The organism is Hymenobacter ginkgonis, assembly GCF_009755225.1.
In the GTDB taxonomy this organism is placed as follows: Bacteria; Bacteroidota; Bacteroidia; order Cytophagales; family Hymenobacteraceae; genus Hymenobacter; species Hymenobacter ginkgonis.
Map to the genome: position 1 here is coordinate 1,074,010 of NZ_WQKZ01000001.1, position 26,341 is coordinate 1,100,350.

Sequence of the window (26,341 nt, forward strand, 5' to 3'; positions counted from 1 at the left end):
TCGCAAATCCTTATCTGATAGTGCTTATGCTAAGGAAAGTTCAGCTTATTGGTTTGCTGATAAAATTTATAATTATACAACTAAGCCCGGCTTGCTACAATGCGAGTAGCAAGCCGGGCTTGGTTGTCAGGGTCCGGCCTTAGTGCTTTATGCTGGCCTTCCTTATAGTGCTTATTTGACCATTTACATCGTGTATTGCCGTCCCTTATTCTGCGCTTTCAAATACACCATTAGCGGCTGAAAATAATCGACCATGGCGCGGGCCGACAGGTCTTCGCCGGTTTTCTCCTTAAGCACTGTGCGCCAGTCGCGGCTGCTGCCGGGGCGCATAATATCTTGCAAAAACTGGCCAACTTCCTTGCTGCCGTAGTAATTGGTGGCGTGCGGGTCTTGGTGCAGAATCTTGCGGGCAATGTGGTCGTGCAGTTGAAACAAAATGATGTAGCTCAGCGCATAGTCGTAGTACTGCGCGGGGTCGTCGTTGATGTGGGTTTTGGTGGCGGGGTCGAGGTAAGCCTCGCCGCGGGGGGTAGGGGGCACCATGCCCTGGTACTGTTTGCAGAGCGCCCACCACTTGGCGTTGAGCTGGTCGGCGGGCAGGTTTTCGGCATAAAAGGCGTTTTCCCACTCGCTCATCACGCCCGAGGCAAACGGGATAAAGGGCACGTATTGCAGCGCTTCCTTGAGCAGTTGCTGGGTTTGGTTAGTCTGCGTTTTAGCATCAACCAATCCGAGGCCTACCAGGAAGGGCTTTTGCTGGGCGGCCAAGCCCATCATGCTGCCGATGGCCTCGTGGTAGGCGCGGTTGGCGCCCTGGCGCAGCAGGGGCGGCACCTCGGGGTTGGTGTAGCTGAGGTAGTAATAGATGTGGCCTAGCTCGTGGTGGGTCGTCATATACCACTCCGTATTAGGCTCCACGCTCATCAGGCTGCGCACGTCGTGGTCGAGGTCCAGGTGCCAGGCCGAGGCGTGGTTGTTCTTCTTATAAGCCGTGCCGGGGGGTAGGGGGTAGAGGCTGCTTTTCTCATAAAAGCTAGCCGGCAGCGCCGGAAAGCCCAGGCTTTGGTAGAAGCGCTCGGCCTGCTTCACGTTCCACTCGGCGCCTTTTTTGGCCAGCACGGCGTCGAGGTTGAGGCCTTTTACCGTCACCATGCTGCCCCAGTCCTGGCCCCAGCGGTTGGGCAGCCAGTCGGCGGGCAGGTAGGCGGGCACTTGCTTCACGTGGTATTTCTTGGCCAGCTCGTAGCGGGCGTAGGTATGCAGCTCGCGGTAGAGCGGGCGCAGCTCGGTGTTGAGCTGGCGCACTAAAGCCATCATTTCTTCCCGGCTCAGGCCGTAGTCGCTGGCTTGATACGTGAAAAAATCGGGGTAGCCCAGCGCCTGCACGGTCTGGTTGCGCAGGTCGCGCAGGTTCAGCAAGCCGTCTTTGAGGGTCGGGCCGATGGCCTTGCTGGCCTCCCAGATTTGCTGGCGCTTCTGCGGGTTGGTTTCGGTGCGCAGCAGCTCGTCGAGGCCGTTGGTGGTCACGCTTTTGCCTGCGTACTTGTAGTCGAAGCCGTAGAGCTTTTCCGTCTGGGCGGCTTCGGCCTTGATGCGGCGCTTCACCACGTCGGCCACGGTCTGGGGCGAGTTGGCCGCGTTGTAAAGCGCCGTTTCGAGCTGTTTGGTTTGCAGGGGGGTAAGCTGGTCTTTGTGGGCCAGCAGCTCCTTTAACTGCTTGATATTCGCGGCGCTGCCGGTGAAGGCTGCCTGGCGCTCGTTGGCCCGGCTGGTGCGGCCGGCGTTGGTAGTATCGCCGGGCACGATGTGCGTATTGCTCTGCCACTCGGCCTCGCTCGACTGCGTGTAGAGGCGCACGTACTCCGTCGTATAGCCTGCCAAAAAGGCCTCGGCCTGGGCGCGGTAGTCGGCCGGCGCCGGGGGGGTAGGGGCGGCGCTGGTAGCCACGGGCGGGGTTACGGTCGGGGGTGTATTGGCTGAGGTGGCGCGCTGGTTGGCCGTGGGCGCGCAGGCGGCCAGCAGCGCCAGGGGTAGGAGGTGGGTTGCTTTCAAGAGCAAAGGGAATTAGGAGATGAGAAGCTAAATAACGTTGTTTAACAGCTAGTTAGCTGCCGATGGGGTAGGGCCTGGCAACAGCGGCGGCCGTGCCGCGTAAAGTTACCCCGGTACCGCTTACGGGTACCACTTTCTCGGCTTATGAAAAAAATGGCTTTGTTACTCGCCTTAGGCCTCGGCGCTTCGGGGTCGCTGCTGGCGCAAACTACCGCGCCGGCCGCGGCTACCGATGCTACGCCCCGCCCCGTGCTACCCCTCTACAGCGGCTCCATCCCCGACTCGAAGCCGAGCCGGGTACAGGAAACCAGCGTGACAGAAGGCGCCGGGGTGCGCATTTCCAATGTTATTCAGCCCACGCTCACCGTATTTATGCCCTCCAAGGAGAAGGCCAACGGTACGTCGGTCATTATTTGCCCCGGCGGTGGCTATGCCCGGCTGGCCATCGACCACGAAGGCTACGACGTAGCCCGGCGCCTGAATGAGATGGGGGTAGCGGCTTTCGTGCTGAAATACCGCCTGCCCAACGACCAGAGCCAACCCGATAAAAGCATTGCGCCGCTGCTCGATGCCCAGCAGGCGCTGCGCCTTGTGCGCGAGCAGGCCGGTAAGTACGGCCTCAACCCCGAGCGCATCGGCCTGATGGGTTTTTCGGCGGGTGGGCACCTGGCCGCCACGGCGGGCACGCACTTTGCCCAGCCGGTGGGCACCAACCCCGGCTCGGCGTCGGTGCGGCCAGCCTTTTTGGTGCTGCTCTACCCAGTTATTAGCTTCAGCGACAGCCTGAAACATGCTGGCTCGCGCGAGAACCTGCTTGGCCGCACGCCCAGCGCCGACCAAGTGCGGCTGTACTCCAATGAGCTTCAGGTGTCGGCCCAAACGCCGCCTACCTTCCTCGTGCACGCCGAAGACGACAAAACGGTGCCGGTGCAAAACAGCATCGTTTTTTACCAGGCGCTGCGCCGCCACAACGTGCCCGCCGAGATGCACCTCTACCCCCAGGGCGGCCACGGCTTCGGCATGAACAACAAAACCACCAAAGACCAGTGGATAGAGCGCCTGCAAAACTGGCTGGACGCCAATGGCTGGCTTACCAAATAGTACGAGTTAATGGAGAACAATAAGGGCAAGTGGAGAACACTAGCCTCACTAATTGTTCTCTATTTATTACTCACTGCCCACTCTACTTATGCTCCAGCTCGGCGACCTAGCCCCTGACTTTACGTTGCCCACTGACAAGGGCGAAACCTTCCATTTGGCTGGCCAGCTTGGCAAGCCGGTAGTGCTTTATTTCTACCCCAAAGACGATACACCTGGCTGCACGGCCGAGGCCTGCGCCTTCCGCGACCAGTACGCCGACTTCCTAGACCTGGGCGCGGTAGTGGTGGGGGTAAGCTCCGACAGCGAGGCGTCGCACCAGAAATTTAGCCAAAAGCACCGGCTGCCGTTTCCACTGCTAGCCGACACCAGCGGGCAACTGCGCAAGCAATACGAGGTGCCCCGTGCCCTGCTGGGTCTGCTGCCCGGCCGCGTCACGTTTGTGATTGATGCGGCCGGCAAAATTGCCTACATCTTCAATTCCCTCAGCGGCGCCACCGACCACGTGCGCAAAACCAAGGAGGTGCTGCGCGAACTGGCGGCGTAGCAAGGGGGTAGGGGCTGTGCCACCCCCAGGTTTAATCAGGTAGCGTTAGGTAGCTATGGTTCTCTCCCCCAGTCTTATCAGCAACCTTGGCTTGCTGGCCGCCGCGCTTTCGGCGCTCACGTTTTTTCCGCAGGTGCTGCACACCTGGCAAACCCGCTCGGCCAATGGGCTGAGCGGACCTACGCTGGCGGTGGGCGCTAGTAGCATGATACTCTGGCTTGTGTACGGGGTGTGCGAGCACAATACGCCCATCTTGCTGGGCAATGCGGTTAACCTGCTTTTTACGCTGCTACTGGTGTTTTTCAAACACCACTTCCGCTTGCTGGGCGAGCCCCAAAAGCCGCTGCCCGCGCCGAAGGCTTAGCGGCCCGCGTTCACCGCTAACTAGTGAGGTAGTACGTGGCCGGCTGCCGCGTTTTTAGCAACTGGCCAACTACTCATTTCTTGATACGGCTTAGGTGCACGGTGCTAATGCCGAGGTAGGACGCAATGTAGTGCTGCGGCACGCGCTGCACTACTTGTGGCGCCTGGGCCAGCAACTGCTGGTACCGCTGCTTGGGCGTGTCCCGAATAAAAGACAAGCAGTGTTCCATGTAGTGCCGGGTGCGGTCGAAGAGCATCCCCGCCAACTTTTCCCGCTGGGTGGGCAACTCGGCTAGCTCTACCAGCAGGCGGTAGGCATCGTCTCGCCCTACCCACCACACCACGCATGGCTCTATCGTTTCGATGGAAAATAGGCTGGGGGTATGCTGGCGAAAGCTTTCCAGCGACGAAACAGTTTGCTGCTCAAAGAAAAATTGGAAGGTGACGTCTTTACCCTGGCTGGTAAACCACACGCGCAGGCAGCCTTTTTCGATGAAAAAAGCCCGCTTAGCTATTTCCTGCTCGCGTAGCAGCAAGGTGCGGGCCGGCACCTCCAGGCGCGTAAAGCAGGTAGCATAGCGCTGCCAGTGCGCGGCACTGAGCGAAAACTGCGTACGTAACCATTCTAGCATGGCAAGAAGAAATGACTTGCTAACCACACCAGGTAGCGGTTGTTTGCCCCAGCTACCCTGGCTGGGAGAAAGAAGCCAAGGGCTGCCGCTGCCGGTAGAGCCAATAGGAAACGGCCAGCACCACCAGCAGCTCCGCCGGCCCAGCCGAGGCCTTAAGAGGCTCGCCCGAGGCTGGGTGGGCAATAAGGGCCGACACTAGCAGAATGGTGAAGCCAGCGTAGGCCCACTCCTTAAGCCGAACGCCCACTGGCGCCAGCAGTGCCAATACCCCCAGGAGTTTGGCCACCGCTAACTCGACCCGAAAATAATCGGGAAAGCCTAGGCGATGGCATTCTAGGCGCACGGCGTCTTGGGTGAGGTAGGCGACGGCCGACTTACTCATCAGCAAGGCCACTAGGCCGGTAGCGACCCAGTAAGCCGCGGTAGTTTTTTTCATGGCGTGCGGCAGCAAGAAAGACTGGTGAAAGAAGCGGCCGCATCAGGGGAGCACTACCAGTCGTGCGCCAGCTGGCACTGCTATTTCCCACACGCGCGCGATGTCGGCGAGGGGTACCGTTACCGTTTCCACCAGCAGCCGGCCAGCCGCGGCTAGCTGAAAGGCTTCTGGTAGCATCTCCGCGAATAGGTGGCTCACTTCTTGGCGCGACCAGCTGCCCAGCCCCGACCCGGAGAGGTGCAAATCGGTGCTCCGCAGCGTGGCCCCGGAGAGTGCTACGCTATCGCCCAGCATAGTGCCTACCGACACGAAGCGCACTCGGTGGGTGAAGGAGCCGGTGCCCTGCAACGCCCGCAACAGCAACTCGGCCGAATGCCCCCATAGGTAGTCGATAAGCACATCGATGGGGGAGCTGGTGTGGAGGGCCTGAAGCTGCGCCACGAAAGCCTCCTCAGCTTGCTGCACCGAGAGTACTTTGTCGGCGCCCAAGGCCAGCAAGGCTTGCAGCGATGCCGGGTTGCGGCCCGTGGCAATAACATGCCCCGCGCCGTAGTGCTTGGCCAGCTGCACCGCTACCCGACCGGTGAAGCCGGTGGCCCCGTTGATGAGTACCGTTTCGCCGGGCTGAATGCCGGCCCGGAACCGCAGGGCCATGCCTGCCCCAATAACGGCATTGGGCAGCGCGGCGGCAGTGGCATCGTCGAGGTGGGGGGGTAGGGCTACCAGCCGGCGGCGGTCGATGAGCGCCCGCTCGGCCAAGGTGCCCCCAACGCCCAGGGCAAAGACCCGCGTTCCATCGGGGAGCGTGCCCACCGCATCGCCGCCGATGACTTGGGCTGGCTGGGCGTGGTTAGGCTGGCTAGAATAGTGGGTGCCTTTTGCGCGGCCTCCATCAAAGTGTTTCAGCGCCGCGGCGCTAACGCGAAGCACCAGTTGGTCATCGTCTTGCGCGACGGGTTCGACAACCTCCGCATAGTGCGGCCCGTCGCCTTGCGGATACATAATGGCGGCTTTTATACCAAAAGTTGGGGTGATGGTTGATGGGGCAAAATTGAGCCGTGCTCCCCGCATCAAACGACAACATTTGTTATTAAATAGCCTCCGCCAAGCCCAACCACGCCGTTTCGGGCACCGAGGACGACCTCGCGTATACCAAACAATACGGAGTCTGGTAAGTATGCCTATAAGTGCCCTGCACTAATCGACTAAGCAGCGTGGCAAGGCTTTGCCAAAAGGAATGCCCTACTGCCAGCCGCCGCCCAGCGCATGGTACAGGTCCGTGATGGCCTGGCGCTGCTGCAACTGGTCATTCACCCCATTTAGCTGGGCTTGCAGCAAGCTTTGCTGAGCCGTGAGCACTTCGGTGTAGTTGGCGAAGCCGGCACGCAATAGTTCTTGGGTATAGTCAACGGCTTTGTTGAGGGCCGCCAACTGCTGCGCCCGAATGCGGGCCTTGTCGGTAGCGCTTTGGTAGGAAAACAGCGCGTTAGAAACCTCCTGGCCAGCCGTAAACATTGTTTGCTGGTAAGTATACAGGTATTCTTGCTGCAAAGCCTGCGCGCGAGCCAGGCGCAGCCGGTTGAGGCCTTGGTTGAAAACTGGCTGGGCCAAACCGCCCACGAGGCTAGCAAAGATGGCCGTGGGCGAAAATAGGTTTTCGAGGGTAGTGCTGGTCAGGCCGCCGTTAGCCGTGATGGTAAAGGAGGGGTAGAAGTAGGTGCGCGCCGCGTTGGTTTGCTCGAAAGCTGCCTCGAAAGTGAACTCAGCCTGCTGCACATCGGGTCGGTTGCGCAGCAGTTGGCCGGGCACCCCGGTTAGCAGCGGCGGCGCCGGCTCCTGGCCCCCCAGCGTGCCGCGCTCCACGGGGCCGGGCGCCCGGCCCAGCAGCGTGGCAATCAGGTTTTCGGTTTCGCGAATGCTGCGCTGCAAGTCCGGGATGGTGACTTCAGCGGCGTAGCGGTTGGCCTCGCTTTGCACTACGGCCGCCCCCGTTACTACGTCGCCTTCGAGCAGCAGCTTCATCGTTTCTACGTCCTTGATGCGGTTCTGAACCGTCTGGCGGGTTATTTCCAGCTGCGCATCCAGGGCCAGCAGTGAGTAATAATTATCCGCAATGTCGGCGATGAGCTGGGTTTGCACCACGCGCCGGTAGGCTTCGCTTTGCAGGAGCCCTGCTACGTACGAGCGCTTAGTACTGCGCAGCTTGCCCCACACATCGGCCTCCCAACTGCTGCTCAGGCCCAACAGGTACTGGTGCGCGGCGCCCCCCGTCACGATGGACGATTGGTCGGTTGTGGTCGTGCCGGTGCCGGTAGTCGTGCCGCCCGTAGTCGTGCCACCCCCGGTAGTCGTGCCCCCGCCCGTGGTGGTGCCGCCCCCGGTAGTGGTGCCCCCGCCGGTAGTCGTGCCGCCCGTGGTGGTGCCGGTGGTGGTGGTGCTACCCCCCGTGCCGGTGCTCACGTAGGCCCCACCCACCCGCGAGAGGGTAGTGGTAGCGCGCCCCGTCAGGCTGGGTAAAAAGGCCGCCCGGCTCTGGGCCAGCAGCGCCTGGGCCTGGGCAATGCGCGCATCGGCTACCTGGAGGTTGCGGTTGTTGGCCAAGCCTTCGGTGATGAGCTTTTGCAGAGCCGGGTCGGTAAACAACTGCTGCCAGGGGCGCGCAGCCAGGGTAGTGGTATCGGTGGTGGCTGCGTCGCGGTATAGGCCGGTAGTAGTGCTTTCGGGCCGGCCATACGGGTGCAACAACTGGCAGCTGCCAGCTGCCAGCAGGAGCAAGGGCGTAAGGAACCGGAAAAAACGGGGGGTAGTCATTAGGCTGAATTTGATGCGTATACGCGGCCTTGCAGCGGCGGGGTGGGGTAGGGCCCCGGCCGAGCTGCTACGCCACGGCGGGCTCGGGCTCGCGCTTGTCTTCGGGCTTTTTCTCGCCCTCGGGCGGGGCGGGTGGGCCCCCTTCCACCTCTTCTTTTTCGAGTTGTTCCTGCGTTTTAGGGGGGCCGCTTATGCGTTCCTGCAACCCTTCAAAAATCATGAAGAGCACCGGAATAAAGAACACCCCGATGAGCGTGCCAAACACCATGCCGCCAATAGCGCCCGCCCCGATGCTGCGGTTGCCGTTGCCGCCCGCGCCGCTGGCAAACAGCAGTGGCATCAGCCCAAAAATGAAAGCGAACGAGGTCATCAGAATCGGCCGCAGGCGGGCCTTGGCGCCTTCGAGGGCCGCGTCTACGATGCTGAGGCCGTGGTCGCGGCGCCGGGCCAGCGAAAACTCGATAATCAGAATTGCGTTTTTGGCCAGCAAGCCGATGAGCATAATCACCGAAATCTGGAGGTAGATGTTGTTGTCGATGCCGAAAATCTTGGCAAACAAGTACGTGCCGCACAGGCCAATCGGAATCGAAAACAACACCGCAAAGGGCAACAAGTAGCTCTCGTACTGCGCACTCAGCAGCAGGTACACGAATATCAGCGACAGGGCAAACACGTAGAGCGACTGCCGCCCGCTGTTCTGCTCTTCGCGGCTGATGCCCGAAAACTCGAAGCCGTAGCCGGCTGGTAGCTTCTGGGCCGCTACCTCCTGCACGGCCACCAGCGCCTGGCCCGAGCTAGTAGTAGCGTTGGGCGAGCCGTTGACCGAGATAGAGGTGAAGAGGTTGAAGCGCGAGAGCGTTTCGGGCCCATAAATGCGCTTGAGGGTCACAAACTCGGTGATGGGCGCCATGGCGCCGGTAGTGGTGCGCACAAATATTTTGCTCAGGCCCTCGGGGTTGGCCCGGTAAGCGGTATCGGCTTGAATCATTACGCGGTACTGCTTGCCAAACTCGTTGAAGTTGGAAGCGTACGAGCCGCCGTAATACACCTGCATCGCATTCAAGATGTTGGCCGTAGTCAGGCCAGCTTCTTTCACCTTGGGCACGTTCACCGTCAGCTGGTACTGCGGAAAGCCGGGGTTGAAGGCCGTAGTGGCGTACTGAATCTCGGGCCGCTGGCTGAGCGCGGCCAGGAAGTCCTGCGCCACCTTGTAGAACTCGGCCGTCGTGTGCCCGCCGCGGTCTTGCAGCTGAAACGTGAAGCCGCCCGTTTGCCCAAAACCCGTGATGGTAGGCTGCGACAAGCACCGAATATCGCCGGCCCGGATGTGCGCCGTGAGCTGGTTTATCTTCGTGATAACCTGCTCGTTGTTCATATCCTTGCGTTGGTCCCAGGGCTTGAGGCGCACAATCACCATGCCGTAGGCGCTGCCGCTGCCGGCCAGGAAGTTCTGGCCCGTGATGCGCAACGTGCCCCGCACCGCCGGAATGGTGCGCACCAGGCTATCAACTTCCGTATTCACGGCCGTGGTGCGCTCTAGGGTGGAGGCGGGGGGTAGGGTCACGTTCACGAAAATGGTGCCCATGTCCTCGTTCGGCACGAAGCTGCTCGGGGTGCTCGTCATGAGCACGTACAGCCCCACGCCGAAGCCCGCTACCCCTATCAAAGCCAGCCACTTGCGCGCCATTAAGAACTGCACCGCCCGCGTGTATTTGCCCACCAGCGCATCGTAAGCCGCATTAAAGCCCACGCTGAAGCGCTGCATAAAGGTCTTTTTCTCGGCTTTCTTGTCTTCCTCGTGGTGCGGTGGCTTCAGGAACAGCGCGGCCAGGGCCGGGCACAGCGTGAGGGCGTTCACGGCGGAAATCAGGATGGCGATGGCCAGCGTGATGCCGAACTGCCGGTAGAACACGCCCGTCGAGCCCGTGAGGAAGGTGACGGGTAGGAACACCGCCGACATCACGAGCGTGATGCTGAGAATAGCGCCGGTTATCTCGCTCATGGCGTCGATAGCGGCCTTGCGCGGCGAAGTATAGCCGCCTTCGAGCTTGGCGTGCACGGCCTCGACCACCACAATAGCATCATCGACCACAATCCCAATGGCCAGCACCAATGCAAAGAGCGTCAGTAGGTTGATGCTAAAGCCAAAAACTTTAAGGAAGAAAAACGTGCCGATAATCGACACCGGCACCGACACGCCGTGGATGATGGTGGAGCGAAAATCTTGGAGGAAAATAAAGATTACCAAGAATACCAGCGCAAAGCATTCTATCAGGGTATGGATTACTTTATCAATCGATGCGTCCAGAAAGTCGTTGATGTTCACCAGGTTGGTGTAGTGAATGCCGGCCGGAAAAGACTTCTCGGCCTCGGCTAGCACCGCAATAGATTTCTCGATAACGTCGCGGGCGTTGGAGCCCGGCGTTTGGTTGACCGAAATGCCCACCGACGGCTTGCCGAAGGTGGCGCTGTTGCTGTTGTAAGCCTGCGCGCCCAGTTCGATGCGGGCCACGTCTTTGAGGCGCAAAAGCTGGCCCTGGGCCGTGCCCTTGAGCACGATGTCGCCGAACTGCTGCTCAGAGAGCAGCTTGCCGGTGTACTTGATGACGTATTGAAAGCTTTGGTCGGAGTTTTCGCCGAATTTGCCGGGCGCAGCCTCCACGTTTTGGTCGGCCAGCGCAGCCGATATGTCGCTGGGCGTGAGGCCATAAATGGCCATCACATCGGGCTTAAGCCAAATGCGCATGGCGTAGTCGCGCGAGCCAAACGCGTTGGAGTTGCCTACCCCCGTTACCCGCTTAATCTGGGGCACGATGTTAATCTGGGCGTAATTCTGCAGAAATGTTTGGTCGTAGGCGGGGTTGTCGCTGTAGAGTGCAAATATCAACAGGTTGCTGCTCTGCTGCTTACGCACCGTTACGCCGGCCAATGTTACCTCCTGCGGCAGCAGGCTAGTGGCGCTGGCTACCCGGTTTTGCACGTCTACGGCGGCTTGGTCGGGGTCGGTGCCCACGTTAAAATACACCTGGATAGTGCCCGCGCCGTCGTTGGTAGCCGTGGAGGTCATGTAGGTCATGCCTTCCACGCCGTTTATCTGCTCTTCTAGCGGCACCAGCACGCTTTTGAGCACTACGTCGGCGTTGGCGCCCGCGTAGCTGGCCGATACCTGCACCGTGGGCGGCGAAATATCGGGGTACTGCGCAATGGGCAGCGACACCAGCCCCAGCACCCCCAGCAGCACCAGGATAACGGAGATGACGGTGGAGAGCACGGGGCGCTCGATGAATACTTTTAGCATAAGGGTATAAAGAGGATTTTGTCAGTACGAGCGCCGCGCGGCAATCGCACCAGAACGAGCTAGGTAAACAGGGCGTGTAGCGCGAGCAATCACGGGCTGATGCGATTGCCGCGCGGCGCTCGTACCGGCAGAAGGCGCTACCCCGCCATCTCGGTCTTGGCTTGCTTCACCACTTTCGGGCGGATTTTCGTTCCCTCCTTCAGCCCGCTGATGCCTTCAACCACCACTTGCTGGCCTGCTTTCAGGCCTTTTTGCACCACAAACGAGCCACCATCGGGGGTAGGCGTGACGGTAATATCGACGGCGTGGGCGGCCGGCTGGTTGGCACTGTCGCGGCCCACCACGTAGGCAAAGCGCTTGCCTTGTAGCTCATACGTAGCACTTTGCGGGATAAGCAAAGCGTTTTCCATGGGGCGCAGCGTGCGCACCGAGCCACTACCCCCACTGCGCAGCAGCCCCTGCGGATTGGGGAAAATGGCGCGGAAGCTGCTGGCGCCAGTTTCGGTATTCACCTGGCCAATGGCGGTTTCGACGCGGCCGGGGGAGGAGTAGAGCGTGCCATCGGCTAGCACGAGGCGCACGTCGGGCACCTTGGCCAGCTTGTCTTGCAGGGTATTGCCGGGGCGGCGACGCGTGAAGTCCAGCAACGCCTTTTCGCTGAGCGAAAAATAAGCGTACACATTGCCGGTGCTCGACACCGTGGTAAGCGGGTCGGTGGAAGTACTGCTTACTAGGCTACCTATTTTATTCGGAATTGAACCCACAATGCCATTCACCGGGCTTGTAAGGTCGGTGTAGCCCAGGTTGGTGAGGGCATTGGCGAGCGTGGCGCGCGCCTGCGCCAAGGCAGCCAGCTTTGATTGCAGCGTGTAGCGTGCGCCCTCCAACTCGTACTTACTGATGATGTTGCGCGCCACTAGCGGCTCTACCTTGGCCACGCCCATGCGGGCGGTGTTCACGTCGGCTTCGGCCGTTTTGATGCCGGCGCGCGCCGTGCGCACATCTTGCTCGTACTGCGGCGCACTGATGTGAAAGAGCCGCTGGCCCTTCTTCACGCTGGCGCCCTCATCCACGTAAATGGACTCGACGTAGCCATCAACCTTGGGCCGGATTTCGACATTTTGCTGGCCTTGGATGGTAGCCGGGTAGTCTTGGTAGAGCGTCACGGTGTCGGGGCGCACCACCAGCACGGGGTAGTCCTTCACTACCTTGGGGTCGTCCTTATCCTTCCCGCCGCCTTTGCCAGCGGCGCCCTCTTTCTTGTTGGAATTGCAGGCGGCGACGCTCACTAGCGCCAGGAGCGCGGCGGCGAAGCTTGGCAAATAATTGCTCATAATAGTAAAGCTGCTTGGCGGGGGCAGGTTAGCTCGCACTGGGTATGCAGAGGAGCTAACTTTCCCGGCAGAAGCCGCTATACGTCCGATGGCAGGTTCATGGTTAAATCATACCCAATCCCTGCTGCCAATTGCCGCGCCTCTCGCCGCTTTAATGGTGGTGATGGCCGGCCGAGGCTGGCTTGCCAAATAGGTTAACGAGCGACCCCACCACAAACAGCGCGGCCCAGCACACATACAGCCAGCCGTAGCCCACTGGTAGCGGCCGCGCCACCAAAAAGCGCAAAATCAACTCGGCGCCGCCGCTCATTATCAAGCCCGTGAAGGCAATGAACTGCCACGAATTGAAGCGGGTAGGGCGGTAGAGCTTGGCGAAATCCATGGGGGTAGGGCAAGGGAAAATAAAAGACAAAGAAAAAGCTGAACCACCCGTCGCGGCTCAACTTCGGGGCGGCACGCGCGTACAACGAGTAGCTGGCCCGCGCAAAGGCTGGTGTAGGCCGGCTGCTACTAGTGGGCCGGCCCCGTAGTCCCGTATAACATCCCACCTCTGTATTATGATTCTCAGCGACGAGTTATTTGACCAAGACGCCGACCAGGCCAACGCCACCGGCCAAAAGCAGGAGCCAGCCAACCAGAACCCCACCAACAAAGTGGGCGCTGGCAATGAAGAGCTCGAAAAGCAGCGCGACTACCAGCGCGACCAGAGCAACAATAAAAACAGCGACGATGCCAGCGCGCACCGCAACATGGGCGCCAACGGCTACACGCAAAACAGCGAGCAGAAAGACCAACTGCAAAATCTGCACATTGGCGGCGGCGAAGGCGAACCCCAAGGTGGTAATAACCACTCCGATAGCGACCCTGGCCAAGGCCCTGGCTTTGCCGTGGAGGGTAGCTACGAGCTTGGCCCCGGCATCCGGATGCACGAGCAAGAGTTGGGCTCCGACGCTGCCGATGGCCCCGCCGAAGTGCGTAATTAGTAGTCCTCCCTGCGCTTAATTCCCTAGAAGCCCCTTGGGCGGCTTAGCCCGCGAGCTAAGCCGCCCAAGGGGCTTTTGGCTGAATGCAGTTAGCGGCGTAATTTGCGCCCGCCCGCCCAGCGCCTACTGCCCGGCCGCGGACTTTTCTGCTTTTATGAACCCTCTTTCTACTTCGCGTATGCCTGCCGCGCTGGCAGTAGCCAGCTACTCTACAAGTAGCCAGCGGGTGCTACTAGCCGCGTGGCTACTGCTAGCGGCCGGGCTAGCCAGCAGTAGCCACGCGGCCGCGCCGGTAGCAAGCACGGGCACTGGGCTGACTACGGCGGCCATCCCAGCCCGTAAAATATCCCTAAAGCAAACCGGCAAGCCCAAAGCAAGTAAGGTGCCGCCGCGTGTGGCCCCTGCACCGGCCAAAAAAGTAGTTGCCCCGCCCGCTGCTACCCCGCTGGTTCGGGCGCAGGCGGCCACGCAGCCCGTAGCGCTCGCGCCGCCTGCCACCCGCACTCAGGCTGGCCGAGTACTTGACGAAGCCGGCCAACCGCTGGTGGGTGCCACCATTATGTTGCAAGGCAGCACTAAAGGCACCAGCACTGACGCCAATGGCAGCTACTCGTTAGAAGTGCCCTCGGGCGAAAACACGTTCATTTTTGGGTATGGCGGCTACGAAGACGAAGTAGTGAAGTGCCACGATGGCCAGCCCCTGACCGTGACGCTGCTGCCTACCCCCGGCAAAGACAAGATGCGCAAAAAGCGCCGCTAGGCCCGTAGCTAGCTGCACCTACCACCGCTCATTAACATCAAACCCTTGGCGCTGATTACAGTAGGTAATCAGCGCCAAGGGTTTGATGTTAATGAGCGGTGGTAGGTGGCCGCAGTGCGCACCTACCCGCCGCGGCGGGGGTAGGGCTGCTAGGCACGACCGTAAAATGCTGCCATAAACTAAGCGTCTACTACTTAGACAATGAAGCGAAAGTGAGCCCAACATGAATAATTGTTAAACTTTTTTTGAGAAAAGTTTGCAATCTTCCCGATGCAGTCGTAAGATTGGGAAACGATATAGAAAGCTGCTCAGTATTATTTGCAGTTTTCACTTGTTTTTTTAAGTTGAGTAAGGATTGGCTTTGTAACGTTTACCGTTCTAACCCATCGTACTGAATCAGCCCATCTGGCTACCCTCTGGTTTTCACCAGCCTAGCCAATGACGGAGTCCCACCCCGGCTGCTTCCTCCGCTGCTTACCGACCTGGTTCCCACCCAGCTGTCGGCCGCATCCCTCTCTTCACCCCTGGGCGACCTGGGCTGGCTGCTTCGCAAGCCAGGCTCCGCTCCGCCAGCCCGTTTTTAGCACTGCTGTTGGTCGCGCTTAGCTGTTAGCTAGGCGATGCTTCTAGAAGCATCAGTATGGCCCGTAGCTACATGTTTGCCACCTGCTTTTAGCAGGGCCGGGGCACCGCTATGCGCACTTGTCGTTGTTTTAATCCTAAAAAATAACGAAATAATTCGACTTGAGTCTTTGCTCAGGCTACCCTTTTCGGGGCTGCCAGGCACCGTACGGCCCTGCCCCAACTGCCATTACTCGTCCATCAACCCCGTTCACATACATGAAAAAACTACTATTGCTTCTAGTGGCATGGCTGGCTTTAGCGCAAGCCATGGCCCAAACGACAGTTAAAGGTAAAGTGTTGGATGATAGTAAAATGGGTATACCCGGCGTAACGGTGCTAGTAAAAGGCACCACCCTGGGCACAGCCACCGGCGGCGATGGTTCCTTCAGCCTTGCCTGCCCCCCCGATAGCCGCTTGGTGTTCTCGTTTGTGGGCTATGCTACCCAGGAAGTGGCGGTAGGTGGCCGCTCTACCCTGAGCGTGACCCTGGCTACCGACGCCAAGCAGCTCGACGATGTGGTGGTAGTAGGCTACGGCACCCAAACTAAGGCCGAATTCACCGGTTCGGCGGCCCGGGTATCGGGCGATGTGGTGAAGGATTTGCCGGTGCAAAGCTTCGACCAGGGCCTGGCCGGCAAGGCCACCGGCGTAAGCATTGGCCAGCCCAACGGCGTGCTTAACAACGCGCCAGTTATCCGTATTCGGGGAGTTAACTCCATCTCCCTCAGCTCCTACCCCCTCATTGTGGTCGATGGCATTCCGATTAATACGGGCAATTTGTCGGCTAATACCACGGTGGCCAACAACCCGCTGGGCGACATCAATCCGGCCGATATTGAGTCGATAGATGTGCTGAAAGACGCGGCTTCGACGGCCATCTACGGCTCGCGGGCGGCGGCCGGTGTTATCCTGATTACCACTAAAAATGGCAAAAATGGCAAGGCACGCGTGACCTACGAGGGCTGGACGGGCATCACCAACGCCGTGCGCCTGCCCAAAATGCTGAATGCCGAGCAGTTTATGCTCATTAAGAACGAGGCCGTGCTGAACGCCAAAATTTCGTCGGGCAACGAGAATAACTCGACCGTGCCATCGGCTTCTTTTTTTCCGACTTACAACGCCGATGGCTCGCTGGTGGATACCAATTGGTACGACCAGGTGTACCAAACCGGCGTGTCGCAAAACCACAGCCTGAGCGTGTCGGGCGGCTCCGAAACGACGAAATACTACCTCTCGGCCAACTACTCCGACCAGAAGGGCATTCTGAAAACCAACGAGTTCACCCGCAAAGGCGTGCGCTTCAACCTCAGCCACCAGCTCACGCCCTGGCTGAGTTTGTCAGCTAATGCCAACTACAACAACAGCCTGAACGCCTCGCCCAATACGGGCTCGCTGGAGGGCAACGCGTTTGGCCTGGTAGGTTCGGCGCGGCTCGCCTGGCTGTCGGCTCCCAACGTGTACGCCATCAACCCCGATGGCAGCTACAACCTAAGCACTGCCAACACGCTGGGCATGGGCAACAACACAGTGGCCAGCAACTTCTACAACCCGGTGCCCCTGCTGGATTTGAACAAGTACACCTCGGAGAACGACCGGATTATCACCACTTTTTCGGTGGGCGTCACGCCCTTTAAGGGCTTGGAATACCGGTTGAACTACGGCATCGACCGCCTTAAGATTGAGAACGCCAACTTCCAGAGCGCCGTGCACGGGCCGGGCTTTGGCAGCGGCAATGCCACTAATAGCAGCGTGCTGGCCGATAACTGGAACGTGACGAACACGCTGACGTACCAGCGCACGCTCGGCACTAAACACGCGCTGAGCCTGCTGGTGGGCTACGACGTGCAGAAGTTCAACAACTCGCTGTGGGGCGCTACCCGCTCGCAGGTGTCGGACTCATTTTTCGACACGTTTGAGGGCAGCTATTCCAACATTGTGCCCGTTACCAGCGCGCTCAGCGAGCGGGCGTTTGCCTCGGGGTTTGCGCGTTTTACGTATGATTTTGACAAGCGCTACTTCCTGACCGTGAACGTGCGGCGCGATGGCAATTCGGCACTGGGCACGGGCAAAAAGTACGGCACGTTTGGCGGCGTATCGGGCGGCTGGGCGCTGTCGCAGGAAAGCTTTTACAAGAACTCGGCGCTGGCCGACGTCGTCACCAACTTAAAGCTGCGCGCCAGCTGGGGCAAGGTGGGCAACGGCAACTTGCCCAACCCCTACGGTTCGCTATCGCTGTATAATTCAGCCTTGTATGCCGGCGTGGCTACCTGGGTGTTTGCCCAGGGTGGCAACCCCGACCTGGGCTGGGAAACCAGCAAGCAAACCAACGTGGGCGCCGACATCGGCTTGTTTAACGACCGCGTGCAGCTCGACCTGACCTATTACCGCAACAACGTAGACCAGCTGATTCTGAACGTGCCGCAGACGCCTTCTAAGGGGATTCCCAACAACGCGATTCTGCAAAATGTGGGCGCGATGTACAACCGCGGGTTTGAGGCGGGCATCACGGCCAACTTGGTTAACAGCGGCAAGTTCAGCTGGACATCCAACCTGAACTACACGACCAACAAAAACATGGTAACGGAGCTGTACGGCGCGGGCAGCGAGATAGTCGGCACCACTAGCACCAGCTCCGAAACCACCAATATTACCCGGGTAGGCTACTCGGTGGGCAGCCTCTACGGCGCCCGCACCAACGGCGTGAATCCGGCCAATGGCCAGCGCATTTTCATCAACGCCAAGGGCGAACAGGTGCAGTACAACCACGCCGTGCCGTCGGGCCAGAGCCGCTGGACGTACCTCGACGGCCGCACGGCCGCGGCCATTAGCGTGTCGGACTACCAGCTGCTGGGCAATGCCTTACCCACCTGGTACGGCGGCTTCAACAACACCCTGAAGTACGGCAATTTCGACCTGACGGTGAACTTCGTGTACTCGGGCGGCAACTACGTGATGAACGGCAGCAAGGCTACCTGGCGCGACCAGCGCTTCTGGAACAACACGACCGAGGTGCTTGACCGTTGGACTACTCCCGGCCAGGTGACGGACATTCCGCGCGTGGTATATGGCGACCTGCTCTCCAACGGCTCGTCGTTCCCGATTTCGGCCAACGTCGAAAAGGCTGATTTTCTGCGCTTGCAGTCGGCGGGCATTGGCTACCGCCTGCCGCTGGGCATGTTTGGCAAGTCGGGTATCAGCTCGGTGCGCGTGTACTCGCAGGTGTTCAATGCCTTCCTCATCACGAAATACACCGGTACCGACCCCGACATTTCCTCGAACGGCAACACCAATACGACGCCGGGGGTCGATAAAAATTCCATTCCGCAAGGCCGCACCTTCACGCTGGGCGTGAACGTGGGCTTTTAAGGCGGCGGGCGGCTTCCGCAAGGGGAGGAGCCCGGCGTCTTCGTGAGGCAGTACCACTGCACCATAGTAAATAGGTCTTCATTAACCGCTACACTATACATGCGCACACGTTTATTTTCCAACCGTTTGCTCTTTGCGGCTAGCTTGGGCTTAGCCCTAAGCCTGGCCACCACGGCTTGCAAAGAGAAAGAACTACTCAACCCTGTTCCGAAAACGTCGCTGCAAGGCAGCCTGCTGTTCAACACGCCCGACCGCGTGCTGGGCCAAGTGAACGGCATGTACGCCGGCCTCAAAAACGGCAGTTTCTACGGCGGGCGCTACCCCATGCTGAGCGACATTCGGGGCGAAGAATTCATCAACCGCCTCCAAAACGTGTTTACCGGCTACGACGCCTGGAACCACACCATCAACTCGGGGTCCAACGACGCGCTCACCACTTGGAGCACCGCCTACGCGGCCATCAACTCGGCTAACCTCGTGATTGATGGCCTGGCCGCCAACCCCAACGTAGTGCCGGCGGCCACGGCCGCGCAGTACACGGGCGAGGCCAAATTTGTGCGGGCCCTGAGCTACTTCGCGCTCATCACCTTCTATGGCCAGCCGTACGTGAAAGACGCGGGCGCCTCGTCGGGCGTGCCGCTGCGCCTGACGGGCGAAACCACGACCGCCAACAACGACCTGGCGCGCAGCACCGTGGCTGCGGTCTACACCCAGATTTTAAAGGACCTGAACGAGGCGGAAACAGCCCTACCCCTCACGTATTCGACGGCCCTGCTGAATACCACCCGCGCCCACCGCAACACGGCTATCGCGCTCAAAACCAGGGTGTACTTGAACATGGGCCGCTACGCCGACGTGGTGACCGAGGCCCAGAAAATAGTGTCGGCCACCGCGCCCTACCGCGCCACCACGGGGGTAGCGCACCAACTGCAAGCCAACGTCAACACCGTATTCAGCACCGATTACGCCACCACCGAATCCATCTTGTCGATGCCCATGACGACGCTCGACAACGTGAGTGGCCAGAACTCGCTGGGCTACGAGTACAACATCAACCAGGAGTATAACCTGAACCCGACCGGTATTCTGGGCAACGCCGCCTGGCGCACCACCGACGCGCGCCGTACCATGCTGCGCACCTCGGGCACTACCGTTTACCTAGCCAAGTACCGCACGGCCAACCCGTACCTCGACTACGTGCCGGTCGTCCGCTACGCCGAGGTGCTGCTGAACTACGCCGAGGCGCTTACCCGCCAAGCTACCCCCGACCTGACCACGGCCGCCGCCATCCTCACCGCCGTGCACCAGCGTTCGGACGCGACCTACACGCTGCCGGCCGCGTCGGTGGCCACGGCCTCGGCGCTCACGAGCGCCATCTGGGTCGAGCGCCGCATCGAGCTGCTCGGCGAGGGCTTCCGCTCGAACGACCTGCTGCGCAACCTGCTCACGATTCCGGCCAAGGGCACGGCGCCATCCATCACGCCGAGCCAGCCCGAGTATATTTTCCCGATTCCGAACGCTGAGATTTCAAGCAATAAGCTGCTGTAACCGGTGGCCAGGGCTGGTGGCTAATGGGTAGGAGCTATGCAGTAGGCTACCCAAAGTAAACAAGTAAAAGTGCGTCATGCAGCGCGCAGCGAAGCATCTCGCTCGCCTCGTCGAACGATTGGGTTAGTGCTGCACCCGAGATGCTTCGACAAGCTCAGCATGATGTTCAATTTTTACCCCCTACTTATTTGCACTCTTACTTAGTAGTAGTATTACCCGAATAAATTTCCTTTCTCCTCTGAATGAAGCCTACCCCCCTTTTGCTGGCTAGCCTGCTAGCCGCCAGCCACCTAGCCACTGCCCAAACTGGGGCACCTGGTGGCGCTACCCCCCCCGCTCGCGCTGAGGCCCGCCCGGTGGCCAGCCTCGGCGCCATTACGCAGGGCTTGAAGAAATTTGACGGCTATTTTCCGTTTTACTACGACGAGAAGACCGGCAAAGTCTACCTCGAAATCGAGAAGTTCGACCAGGAATTTCTCTACTTCTCCTCGCTTACGGATGGGGTAGGGCTGGGCGGCCCCGAGCGCGGCGCGGCTTCGTCGAACATTGCCAAGTTTGTGAAAATCGGGCCCAAGGTGATGCTGCTGGAGCCCAACTACAGCTACCGCGCCACCGCCAAAAGCCCGGATGAGCAGCGCGCCGTGGAGAGCGCCTTTGCCAAATCCATCATTTGGGGCTTTTCGCCGGTGGCCGTGGAGGGCAACAAAACGCTAATTGACCTCACGCCCTTTTTGGTGCGCGACAGCCAGAAGCTGACCGACCAGCTCGGCCGCCGCAGCTTTGCCGGCCTGCGCGGCGCGGCAGCAGGCCCGGCGCCTACCCCGTACCGCTTCGATGAGACGCGCTCGGCGGTGTACCCCGACAATACCAAGAACTTCCCCAAAAACACCGAGTTTGAGGCCATCGTTACCTTCGTGGGCGGGGCCAGTGGGGGAGGGCGCGACTTCGGGATGGGCGGCGCCGGCATTGCGCCCGACCCTAATTCTGTGACGGTGCGCATGCACCAGTCGTTCGTGGAGCTGCCCGACGACAAGTACCAGCCCCGCGAGTTTGACCCGCGTTCGGGCTTCAACCAGTTTACTTTTCAGGACTTTTCGGCGCCCATGAGCGAGCCGCAGGTGAAGCGCTACACCCGCCGCCACCGCCTCGAAAAGAAGAACCCCGGCGCTAAGCTTAGCGACCCGGTCAAGCCCATTGTGTACTACGTGGACCGCGGCGCGCCGCCCGACATCAAGCGCGCGCTTATTGAGGGCGGCGGCTGGTGGAACCAGGCGTTTGAAGCCGCTGGCTACCGCAATGCATTTGTTGTGAAGGAGTTGCCGGAAGGCGCTGACCCCATGGACATTCGCTACAACGTGGTGAACTGGGTGGATAGGGCCGGCAACCCGCGGGCGTTTTCCTACGGCTCGTCGTACATCGATCCGCGTACCGGCGAGATTATCAAGGGGGTAGTAACCCTGGGCTCGGACCGCCACCGCCAAGACTACCTCATTGCTGAAGGCCTGTTGCAACCTTACAAAGACGGCCAAAAAGTGCCCAAGCAAATGGAGGAGCTGGCGCTGGCCCGCATCCGGCAGCTGTCGGCCCACGAAATTGGCCACACGCTGGGGCTGTACCACAACTTTACCTCCAGCACCCACGGCCGCGGCTCGGTGATGGACTACCCCTTCCCGCGCTTTTCGCTGAAGGCCGATGGCACCATCGACGTGTCGCAGGCCTACGCCACCGGCATTGGCAGCTGGGACAAGCGCGCCATTTTGTGGGGCTACCAGGACTTCCCGAAAGGCACCGACGAGACCAAGGGCTTGAACGCCATCATGCAGGAAACGCTGAAGGAAGGCCACATTTTCATTCCCGACATTGGCGGCTACGTGCATCCCATTGCAAATCAGTGGGATGATGGCGACAACGCCGTGGCGCAGCTCGACAAATTAATGACGGTGCGGCGGCACGTGCTCGACACGTTTTCGAGCAACGCCATTCCGGCCGGCGCGCCCATGGCCACCCTAGAGGAAGTGCTGGTGCCCATTTACCTGCTGCACCGCTACCAGGTAGAGGCAGCGGCTAAGTCGCTGGGTGGCCTGTACTTCACGCACGCCGTGAAGGGCGACGGCCAAACCATTACCAAGATGGTGGAGCCCGCCGAGCAGTGGCGCGCCTTCGACGCCCTAATGGCCACCGTGACGCCCACCGCCCTAGCGCTGCCCGAAAAGCTGATTGAGCAGATTCCGCCGCGGCCCTCGGGCTACCCCAGCAGCCTCGAAACCTTCTCGGGCCACACCGGCCCCACCTTCGACCCCATTGCCGCGGCGGAGGCCGCCGCCGCGCCCACCATCACGTCGGTGCTGGACCCGGCCCGCGCCGCCCGCCTCGTCGAGTACCACGCCCGCGATGCCCAGCAGCCGGGTTTCCTGCCCGTGGTGGACAAGATGCTGACCCAAACTTGGAAGAAGCCGCTGGCCGCCGGCTACCCCGGCGAGATTCAAGTAGTCGTGAACAACCTCACGCTGAAATCGCTGCTCCAACTCGCCGCCAGCCCCGACATTGCCGAGAGCGTGCGCGGCGAAAGTCTGCTCGAAGTGGCTGGCCTGAAACAGTGGATGACTACCCGCCTGGCCAGCGCTGAGCCCCGCCAAAAAGCGAACCTCCTCTTCGGTCTCGCCCAGATTGGCAAGTTCGAGGAAGACCCCAACAAATTCACTCCCACTCCGGCGCTGGACCTGCCGCCCGGCGCGCCCATCGGCATGCCGGGGATGGACTTTCTGGGCGACGACGTGGCGTATTAGTACGCTTTTTCCGAATCAAAAAAGAACGTCCTGCTGACGGCAGGAAGCATCTTGGCTGCTTTCTCTGCGCTATTCAACGGAACAGTAGGGCTGCTTCCTGTCGTCAGCAGGACGTTCTTTTTTAGCTGAGTAGTACACCCGTCGGAGCCTTTTATATCAGTCCATTACGCCCTCATTTTTCACTCTTCCCTTACCGTATGAAAAAGACTTTTACCGCTCCTCGTAAGCGCCGCGCACCGTGGCTATTCGCCGCCGCCCTGCTTGCCAGCCTGGCCCTACCCCCCCGGTTGGCGCAGGCCCAGACGGCTATGGCGCCGGCTAAGCTCGACGCGCTCAAAAAGGAGCTCATCACGGAAATCGACAAGCAGCAGAAAACCACCCAGCAGATGGTGGACATGGTGTTCAGCTTCGGCGAGCTGGGGTTTCAGGAAACGGAAACTTCGCGCTACCTTACCGGGATACTGCAAAAAAATGGCTTTAAGGTGCAGCAGGGTATTGCGGGCGTACCCACCGCCTGGATGGCTACCTGGGGCTCGGGCAAGCCGGTAATTGCGGTGGGCAGCGACATTGACTGTATTCCGAAGGCCTCGCAAAAACCTGGCGTGGCCTACCACGACCCCATCATCGAGGGGGCGCCGGGCCACGGCGAGGGCCACAACTCGGGCGTGCCGCTGAATATCACGGCAGTGCTAGCGCTCAAGAAGATAATGGAGCGGGAAAAGATTCCGGGTACCCTGATGCTGTGGCCGGGGGTAGCCGAGGAGCAGCTCGGCACCAAAGCCTACTTCGTGCGCGATGGGTATTTTAAGAACGTGGACGCCTGCATTTTTACCCACGTGGGCGACAACCTGGGCGTGTCGTACGGCGATGCGGGGGGCAATGGCATGATATCGGTAAAGTTTAACTTTGATGGGCAAGCGGCGCACTCGGCCGGGGCGCCCTGGCGTGGCCGCAGCGCCTTGGATGCCGTGGAGCTGATGGACATCGGCTGGAACTTCCACCGCGAGCATATGGAGGTGACGCAGCGCTCGCACTACGTCATTCCCGATGGCGGCGACCAGCCCAACGTGGTGCCGTCTAAGGCGTCGGTATGGTATTACTTCCGCGAGCGTACTTATCCCAAAATCATGGAGATGTATGCCGACGCCCAAAAGATGGCCGAGGGTGCGACGCTCATGACCAAGACCACCGTGACGCACGAGGTGCTGGGAAGCGCCTGGCCGGGCCACATGAACAAGGCCATTGCCGAGGACATGTACCAGAATATCAAAATGGTAGGTTTGCCCCAGTGGACGGCCGACGACCAAGTGCTGGCTCGTGCCGCCCAGGTCGAGATGAAGGCGCCCAAAACCGACCGCCGCAACCGGCCCATCGACGGGCTGGCTATCAAACTCGATTCGCTCACCGCGCCGGAGGCCTTCTCCATCGGCGGTGGCTCCGACGACATTGCCGATATCTCTTGGAACGTGCCCACGGTGGTGCTGCGCTACCCGGCCAACATTCCGGGCCTACCCGGCCACCACTGGTCGAATGCCATTGCCATGGCCACGCCCATTGCCCACAAGGGCGTGACGGCCGGCGCCAAAGCCGAGGCCATGACGCTGCTCGATATGCTGGTGAAGCCCGAAGTCATCAAAGACGCCTGGACGTACTTCAACGAGGTGCAAACCAAGGATACCAAGTACACGCCGCTGGTGTCGGCCACCGACAAGCCCGCCATTACACTTAACCAGGGAATTATGGCGCAGTACCGGCCCGAGATGAAGAAATACTACTACAACCCCGCCAAGTATAAGAGCTACCTGGAGCAGCTCGGCATTGCCTACCCCACCGTGCGGCCGGCCGCTGCGCCCGCCAAGGCCAGCGGCACCGACTGAGGCAAGCTACCCTTTTAATAAAATATATTGAGTTAAAAGTGAGGCGTTTTAAAGTAAAAACCCTGACCTCAGCACGAGGTCAGGGTTTTTACTTTAAAACGCCTCACTTAGCTAGGGTGGTATTACCAATCGCCCCAAGGGCTTTGTAGTGCCACTTCGCTTAACGACACCCGAATAACTCGCTCAATTCATTGGGCAACGGTGTGGTAGTACGAAGCCCTGCACACGATTCGTAGTACCACACCGGCCCAATGCGTAAGCCTTATAGCTTTTAACTGAAAACCACTTATGCCCCGCCCATCCGGCGGCCAAACAGCAGGTACACCGGCAGCCCCAGCGCCACCAGCCCCAGGCCGTAGCGCGAGTACTCGGCCGTGTCGGGCGCGATGAGCAAAATGAGGCAGAAAGCCGAGGCCAGCGCCACGTAGATGCCCGGCAGCACCGGGTAGCCCCAGGCGCGGTAGGGGCGGGGCGCATCGGGCCGGGTACGGCGCAGCCGGAAAATGCCTAGTATCGTGATGAGGTAGAATAAGATAACCGAAAACATGACGTAGTTGAGCAGCTGCCCATAGCTGCCGCTCAAGCAGAGCAGGCAGGCCCAGAGGCACTGCACCCACAGCGCCCGGCCCGGCACGCCAGCCCGGTTGAGGCGGGCTAGCGAGGGAAAAAACAACCCATCCTTAGCCATGGCAAAATAGGCGCGTGCGCCGCTCAGGATGATGCCGTTGTTGGCCCCGAAGGTGCTGAGCATGATGAGCACGGCCAGCACGTAGGCCCCGCGCCAGCCCATCACCGACTCGGCTACGGCGGTGGCCACGCGGTCGTCGGCGGCGTACTGAATGCCGCGGCCGGCCAGGGTAGTGGCCTCGGGCGAGCCTTGCAGGGGTAGGACTAGCAAGTATACTACGTTAATTAAAATATAGAGCACCGTGACGATGGCCGTGCCCAGGGCCATGCTGCGCACCAGCGTGCGCTCGGGGTTCTGGATTTCTTCGCCCGCGAAGCCGATGTTGTTCCACGAGTCGGACGAGAACAACGAGCCCGTCATGGCCATGCCGATGGCGATGACGAGGCCGCCGGCATTGAGCGACTGCACGGCCCCGGCCACGCCCGGCGCCGGCGAGCGCGTAGCGTGCCAGAGGTCGTGGAAGTTGGCCTGCACGGCGTCGGCGTTCAAGCCCAGTAGCAGGCCAAAGATGATGAGCAGCGCCAGCGCCACGAGCTTGGTCGAGCTGAGTACATTTTGGATAAGCTTGCCGGCCTGCACACCCCGCGCGTTCACGGCCGTGATGGCGATGATGAGCAAAATGGCCAGCAGCTGCACCGAGCTAAAGGGAAAGGGCCCGACGTTGAACAGCACGTTTTTCACCGAAAACCACGGCCATATCACGCCCGTGAACTTGGCAAAGGCCACCGCCACGGCCGCAATTACGCCGGTTTGAATGACGAGGAACAGCGTCCAGCCGTACAAAAACGCCACCAGCCGCCCAAAGGCTTCGCGCAGATACACGTACTGCCCGCCCACCTTGGGAAACATGGCCGCCAGCTCGCCGTAGCTGATGGCGCCGGCCATGGTGATGAGGCCCGTGAGCAGCCACACCACCAGCAGCCAGCCCGCCGAGCCCACCTGCCGGCTGATGTCGGCCGAAACCAAGAAGATGCCCGAACCAATCATGCTGCCCGTCACGAGCATTACGGCGTCGAACAGGGTGAGGGCGCGCCTAAAATGCGGCTGGGTGTCGGTAGGAGGAGGGGGTAGGGAATCGGCCATAAGAGGAGGTTTTTTGCCAAAGAAACTACCGGCGCGGCAAGCTCAGGCGGCCGGG

General features: G+C 60.3%; 18 protein-coding genes. 9 read left to right on the forward strand and 9 right to left on the reverse strand.

All coding sequences use genetic code 11. The annotated features are described in order from the left end of the window. Positions 1-183: 183 nt before the first annotated feature. Positions 184-2,052: a M2 family metallopeptidase gene (locus GO988_RS04295; RefSeq protein ID WP_232341358.1), complete on the reverse strand. Its 1,869-nt coding sequence runs from the start codon at positions 2,050-2,052 to the stop codon at positions 184-186. A 153-nt stretch (positions 2,053-2,205) separates the two neighbouring features. Here GO988_RS04295 and GO988_RS04300 point away from each other — a divergent pair, with 153 nt between their 5' ends. From GO988_RS04300 to GO988_RS04310, 3 genes are all read left to right on the forward strand, one after another. After that, positions 2,206-3,153 carry an alpha/beta hydrolase gene (locus GO988_RS04300; RefSeq protein WP_232341359.1) on the forward strand — a complete coding sequence of 316 codons (948 nt, stop codon included), beginning with the start codon at positions 2,206-2,208 and terminating at the stop codon, positions 3,151-3,153. An 88-nt stretch (positions 3,154-3,241) separates the two neighbouring features. Beyond that, positions 3,242-3,697, forward strand: a complete 456-nt coding sequence (locus tag GO988_RS04305; RefSeq protein WP_157562270.1) for a peroxiredoxin — start codon at positions 3,242-3,244, stop codon at positions 3,695-3,697. 55 nt (positions 3,698-3,752) lie between these two features. Next, a complete protein-coding gene (locus tag GO988_RS04310) occupies positions 3,753-4,061 on the forward strand; it encodes a SemiSWEET family sugar transporter (RefSeq protein ID WP_157562271.1) in 309 nt (102 codons plus the stop codon). 73 nt (positions 4,062-4,134) lie between these two features. On the opposite strand, the gene GO988_RS04315 is transcribed toward GO988_RS04310, so the two are convergent. The 7 genes from GO988_RS04315 to GO988_RS04345 all read right to left on the reverse strand — a co-directional run bounded on the left by GO988_RS04315 (position 4,135) and on the right by GO988_RS04345 (position 12,953). Beyond that, complete coding sequence (locus GO988_RS04315) at positions 4,135-4,692, reverse strand: Crp/Fnr family transcriptional regulator (protein ID WP_157562272.1); 558 nt, start codon at positions 4,690-4,692, stop codon at positions 4,135-4,137. A 52-nt stretch (positions 4,693-4,744) separates the two neighbouring features. Continuing rightward, on the reverse strand, positions 4,745-5,128 hold the full coding sequence (locus tag GO988_RS04320; RefSeq protein ID WP_157562273.1) for a DoxX family protein: 384 nt from the start codon (positions 5,126-5,128) through the stop codon (positions 4,745-4,747). Positions 5,129-5,170: 42 nt separating this feature from the next. Continuing rightward, positions 5,171-6,130: a quinone oxidoreductase family protein gene (locus GO988_RS04325; RefSeq protein ID WP_232341360.1), complete on the reverse strand. Its 960-nt coding sequence runs from the start codon at positions 6,128-6,130 to the stop codon at positions 5,171-5,173. A 240-nt stretch (positions 6,131-6,370) separates the two neighbouring features. Continuing rightward, positions 6,371-7,939, reverse strand: coding sequence for an efflux transporter outer membrane subunit (locus GO988_RS04330; RefSeq protein ID WP_157562274.1), 1,569 nt, complete (start codon positions 7,937-7,939; stop codon positions 6,371-6,373). Between the two features lie 67 nt (positions 7,940-8,006). Further along, complete coding sequence (locus GO988_RS04335) at positions 8,007-11,237, reverse strand: efflux RND transporter permease subunit (protein WP_157562275.1); 3,231 nt, start codon at positions 11,235-11,237, stop codon at positions 8,007-8,009. 137 nt (positions 11,238-11,374) lie between these two features. Next, positions 11,375-12,571, reverse strand: coding sequence for an efflux RND transporter periplasmic adaptor subunit (locus GO988_RS04340; RefSeq protein ID WP_157562276.1), 1,197 nt, complete (start codon positions 12,569-12,571; stop codon positions 11,375-11,377). Between the two features lie 151 nt (positions 12,572-12,722). After that, positions 12,723-12,953 (reverse strand): hypothetical protein, encoded by a 231-nt coding sequence (locus GO988_RS04345; RefSeq protein ID WP_157562277.1) that lies wholly within the window; start codon positions 12,951-12,953, stop codon positions 12,723-12,725. A 175-nt stretch (positions 12,954-13,128) separates the two neighbouring features. Here GO988_RS04345 and GO988_RS04350 point away from each other — a divergent pair, with 175 nt between their 5' ends. From GO988_RS04350 to GO988_RS04375, 6 genes are all read left to right on the forward strand, one after another. Then, complete coding sequence (locus GO988_RS04350; RefSeq protein WP_157562278.1) at positions 13,129-13,554, forward strand: hypothetical protein; 426 nt, start codon at positions 13,129-13,131, stop codon at positions 13,552-13,554. Positions 13,555-13,708: 154 nt separating this feature from the next. Continuing rightward, on the forward strand, positions 13,709-14,314 hold the full coding sequence (locus GO988_RS04355; RefSeq protein ID WP_157562279.1) for a carboxypeptidase-like regulatory domain-containing protein: 606 nt from the start codon (positions 13,709-13,711) through the stop codon (positions 14,312-14,314). 840 nt (positions 14,315-15,154) lie between these two features. Then, the gene (locus GO988_RS04360) at positions 15,155-18,304 is read left to right on the forward strand and encodes a SusC/RagA family TonB-linked outer membrane protein (protein WP_157562280.1); all 3,150 of its coding nucleotides are present in this window, start codon (positions 15,155-15,157) and stop codon (positions 18,302-18,304) included. 99 nt (positions 18,305-18,403) lie between these two features. Further along, on the forward strand, positions 18,404-19,852 hold the full coding sequence (locus GO988_RS04365; protein WP_157562281.1) for a RagB/SusD family nutrient uptake outer membrane protein: 1,449 nt from the start codon (positions 18,404-18,406) through the stop codon (positions 19,850-19,852). A gap of 242 nt (positions 19,853-20,094) precedes the next feature. After that, on the forward strand, positions 20,095-22,638 hold the full coding sequence (locus GO988_RS04370; protein WP_157562282.1) for a zinc-dependent metalloprotease: 2,544 nt from the start codon (positions 20,095-20,097) through the stop codon (positions 22,636-22,638). A 197-nt stretch (positions 22,639-22,835) separates the two neighbouring features. Continuing rightward, complete coding sequence (locus GO988_RS04375) at positions 22,836-24,515, forward strand: peptidase dimerization domain-containing protein (RefSeq protein WP_157562283.1); 1,680 nt, start codon at positions 22,836-22,838, stop codon at positions 24,513-24,515. A 286-nt stretch (positions 24,516-24,801) separates the two neighbouring features. Here the strand turns inward: GO988_RS04375 and GO988_RS04380 are convergent, their stop codons facing one another. Next, positions 24,802-26,286, reverse strand: coding sequence for an APC family permease (locus GO988_RS04380; RefSeq protein WP_157562284.1), 1,485 nt, complete (start codon positions 26,284-26,286; stop codon positions 24,802-24,804). Between the last annotated feature and the right edge of the window lie 55 nt (positions 26,287-26,341).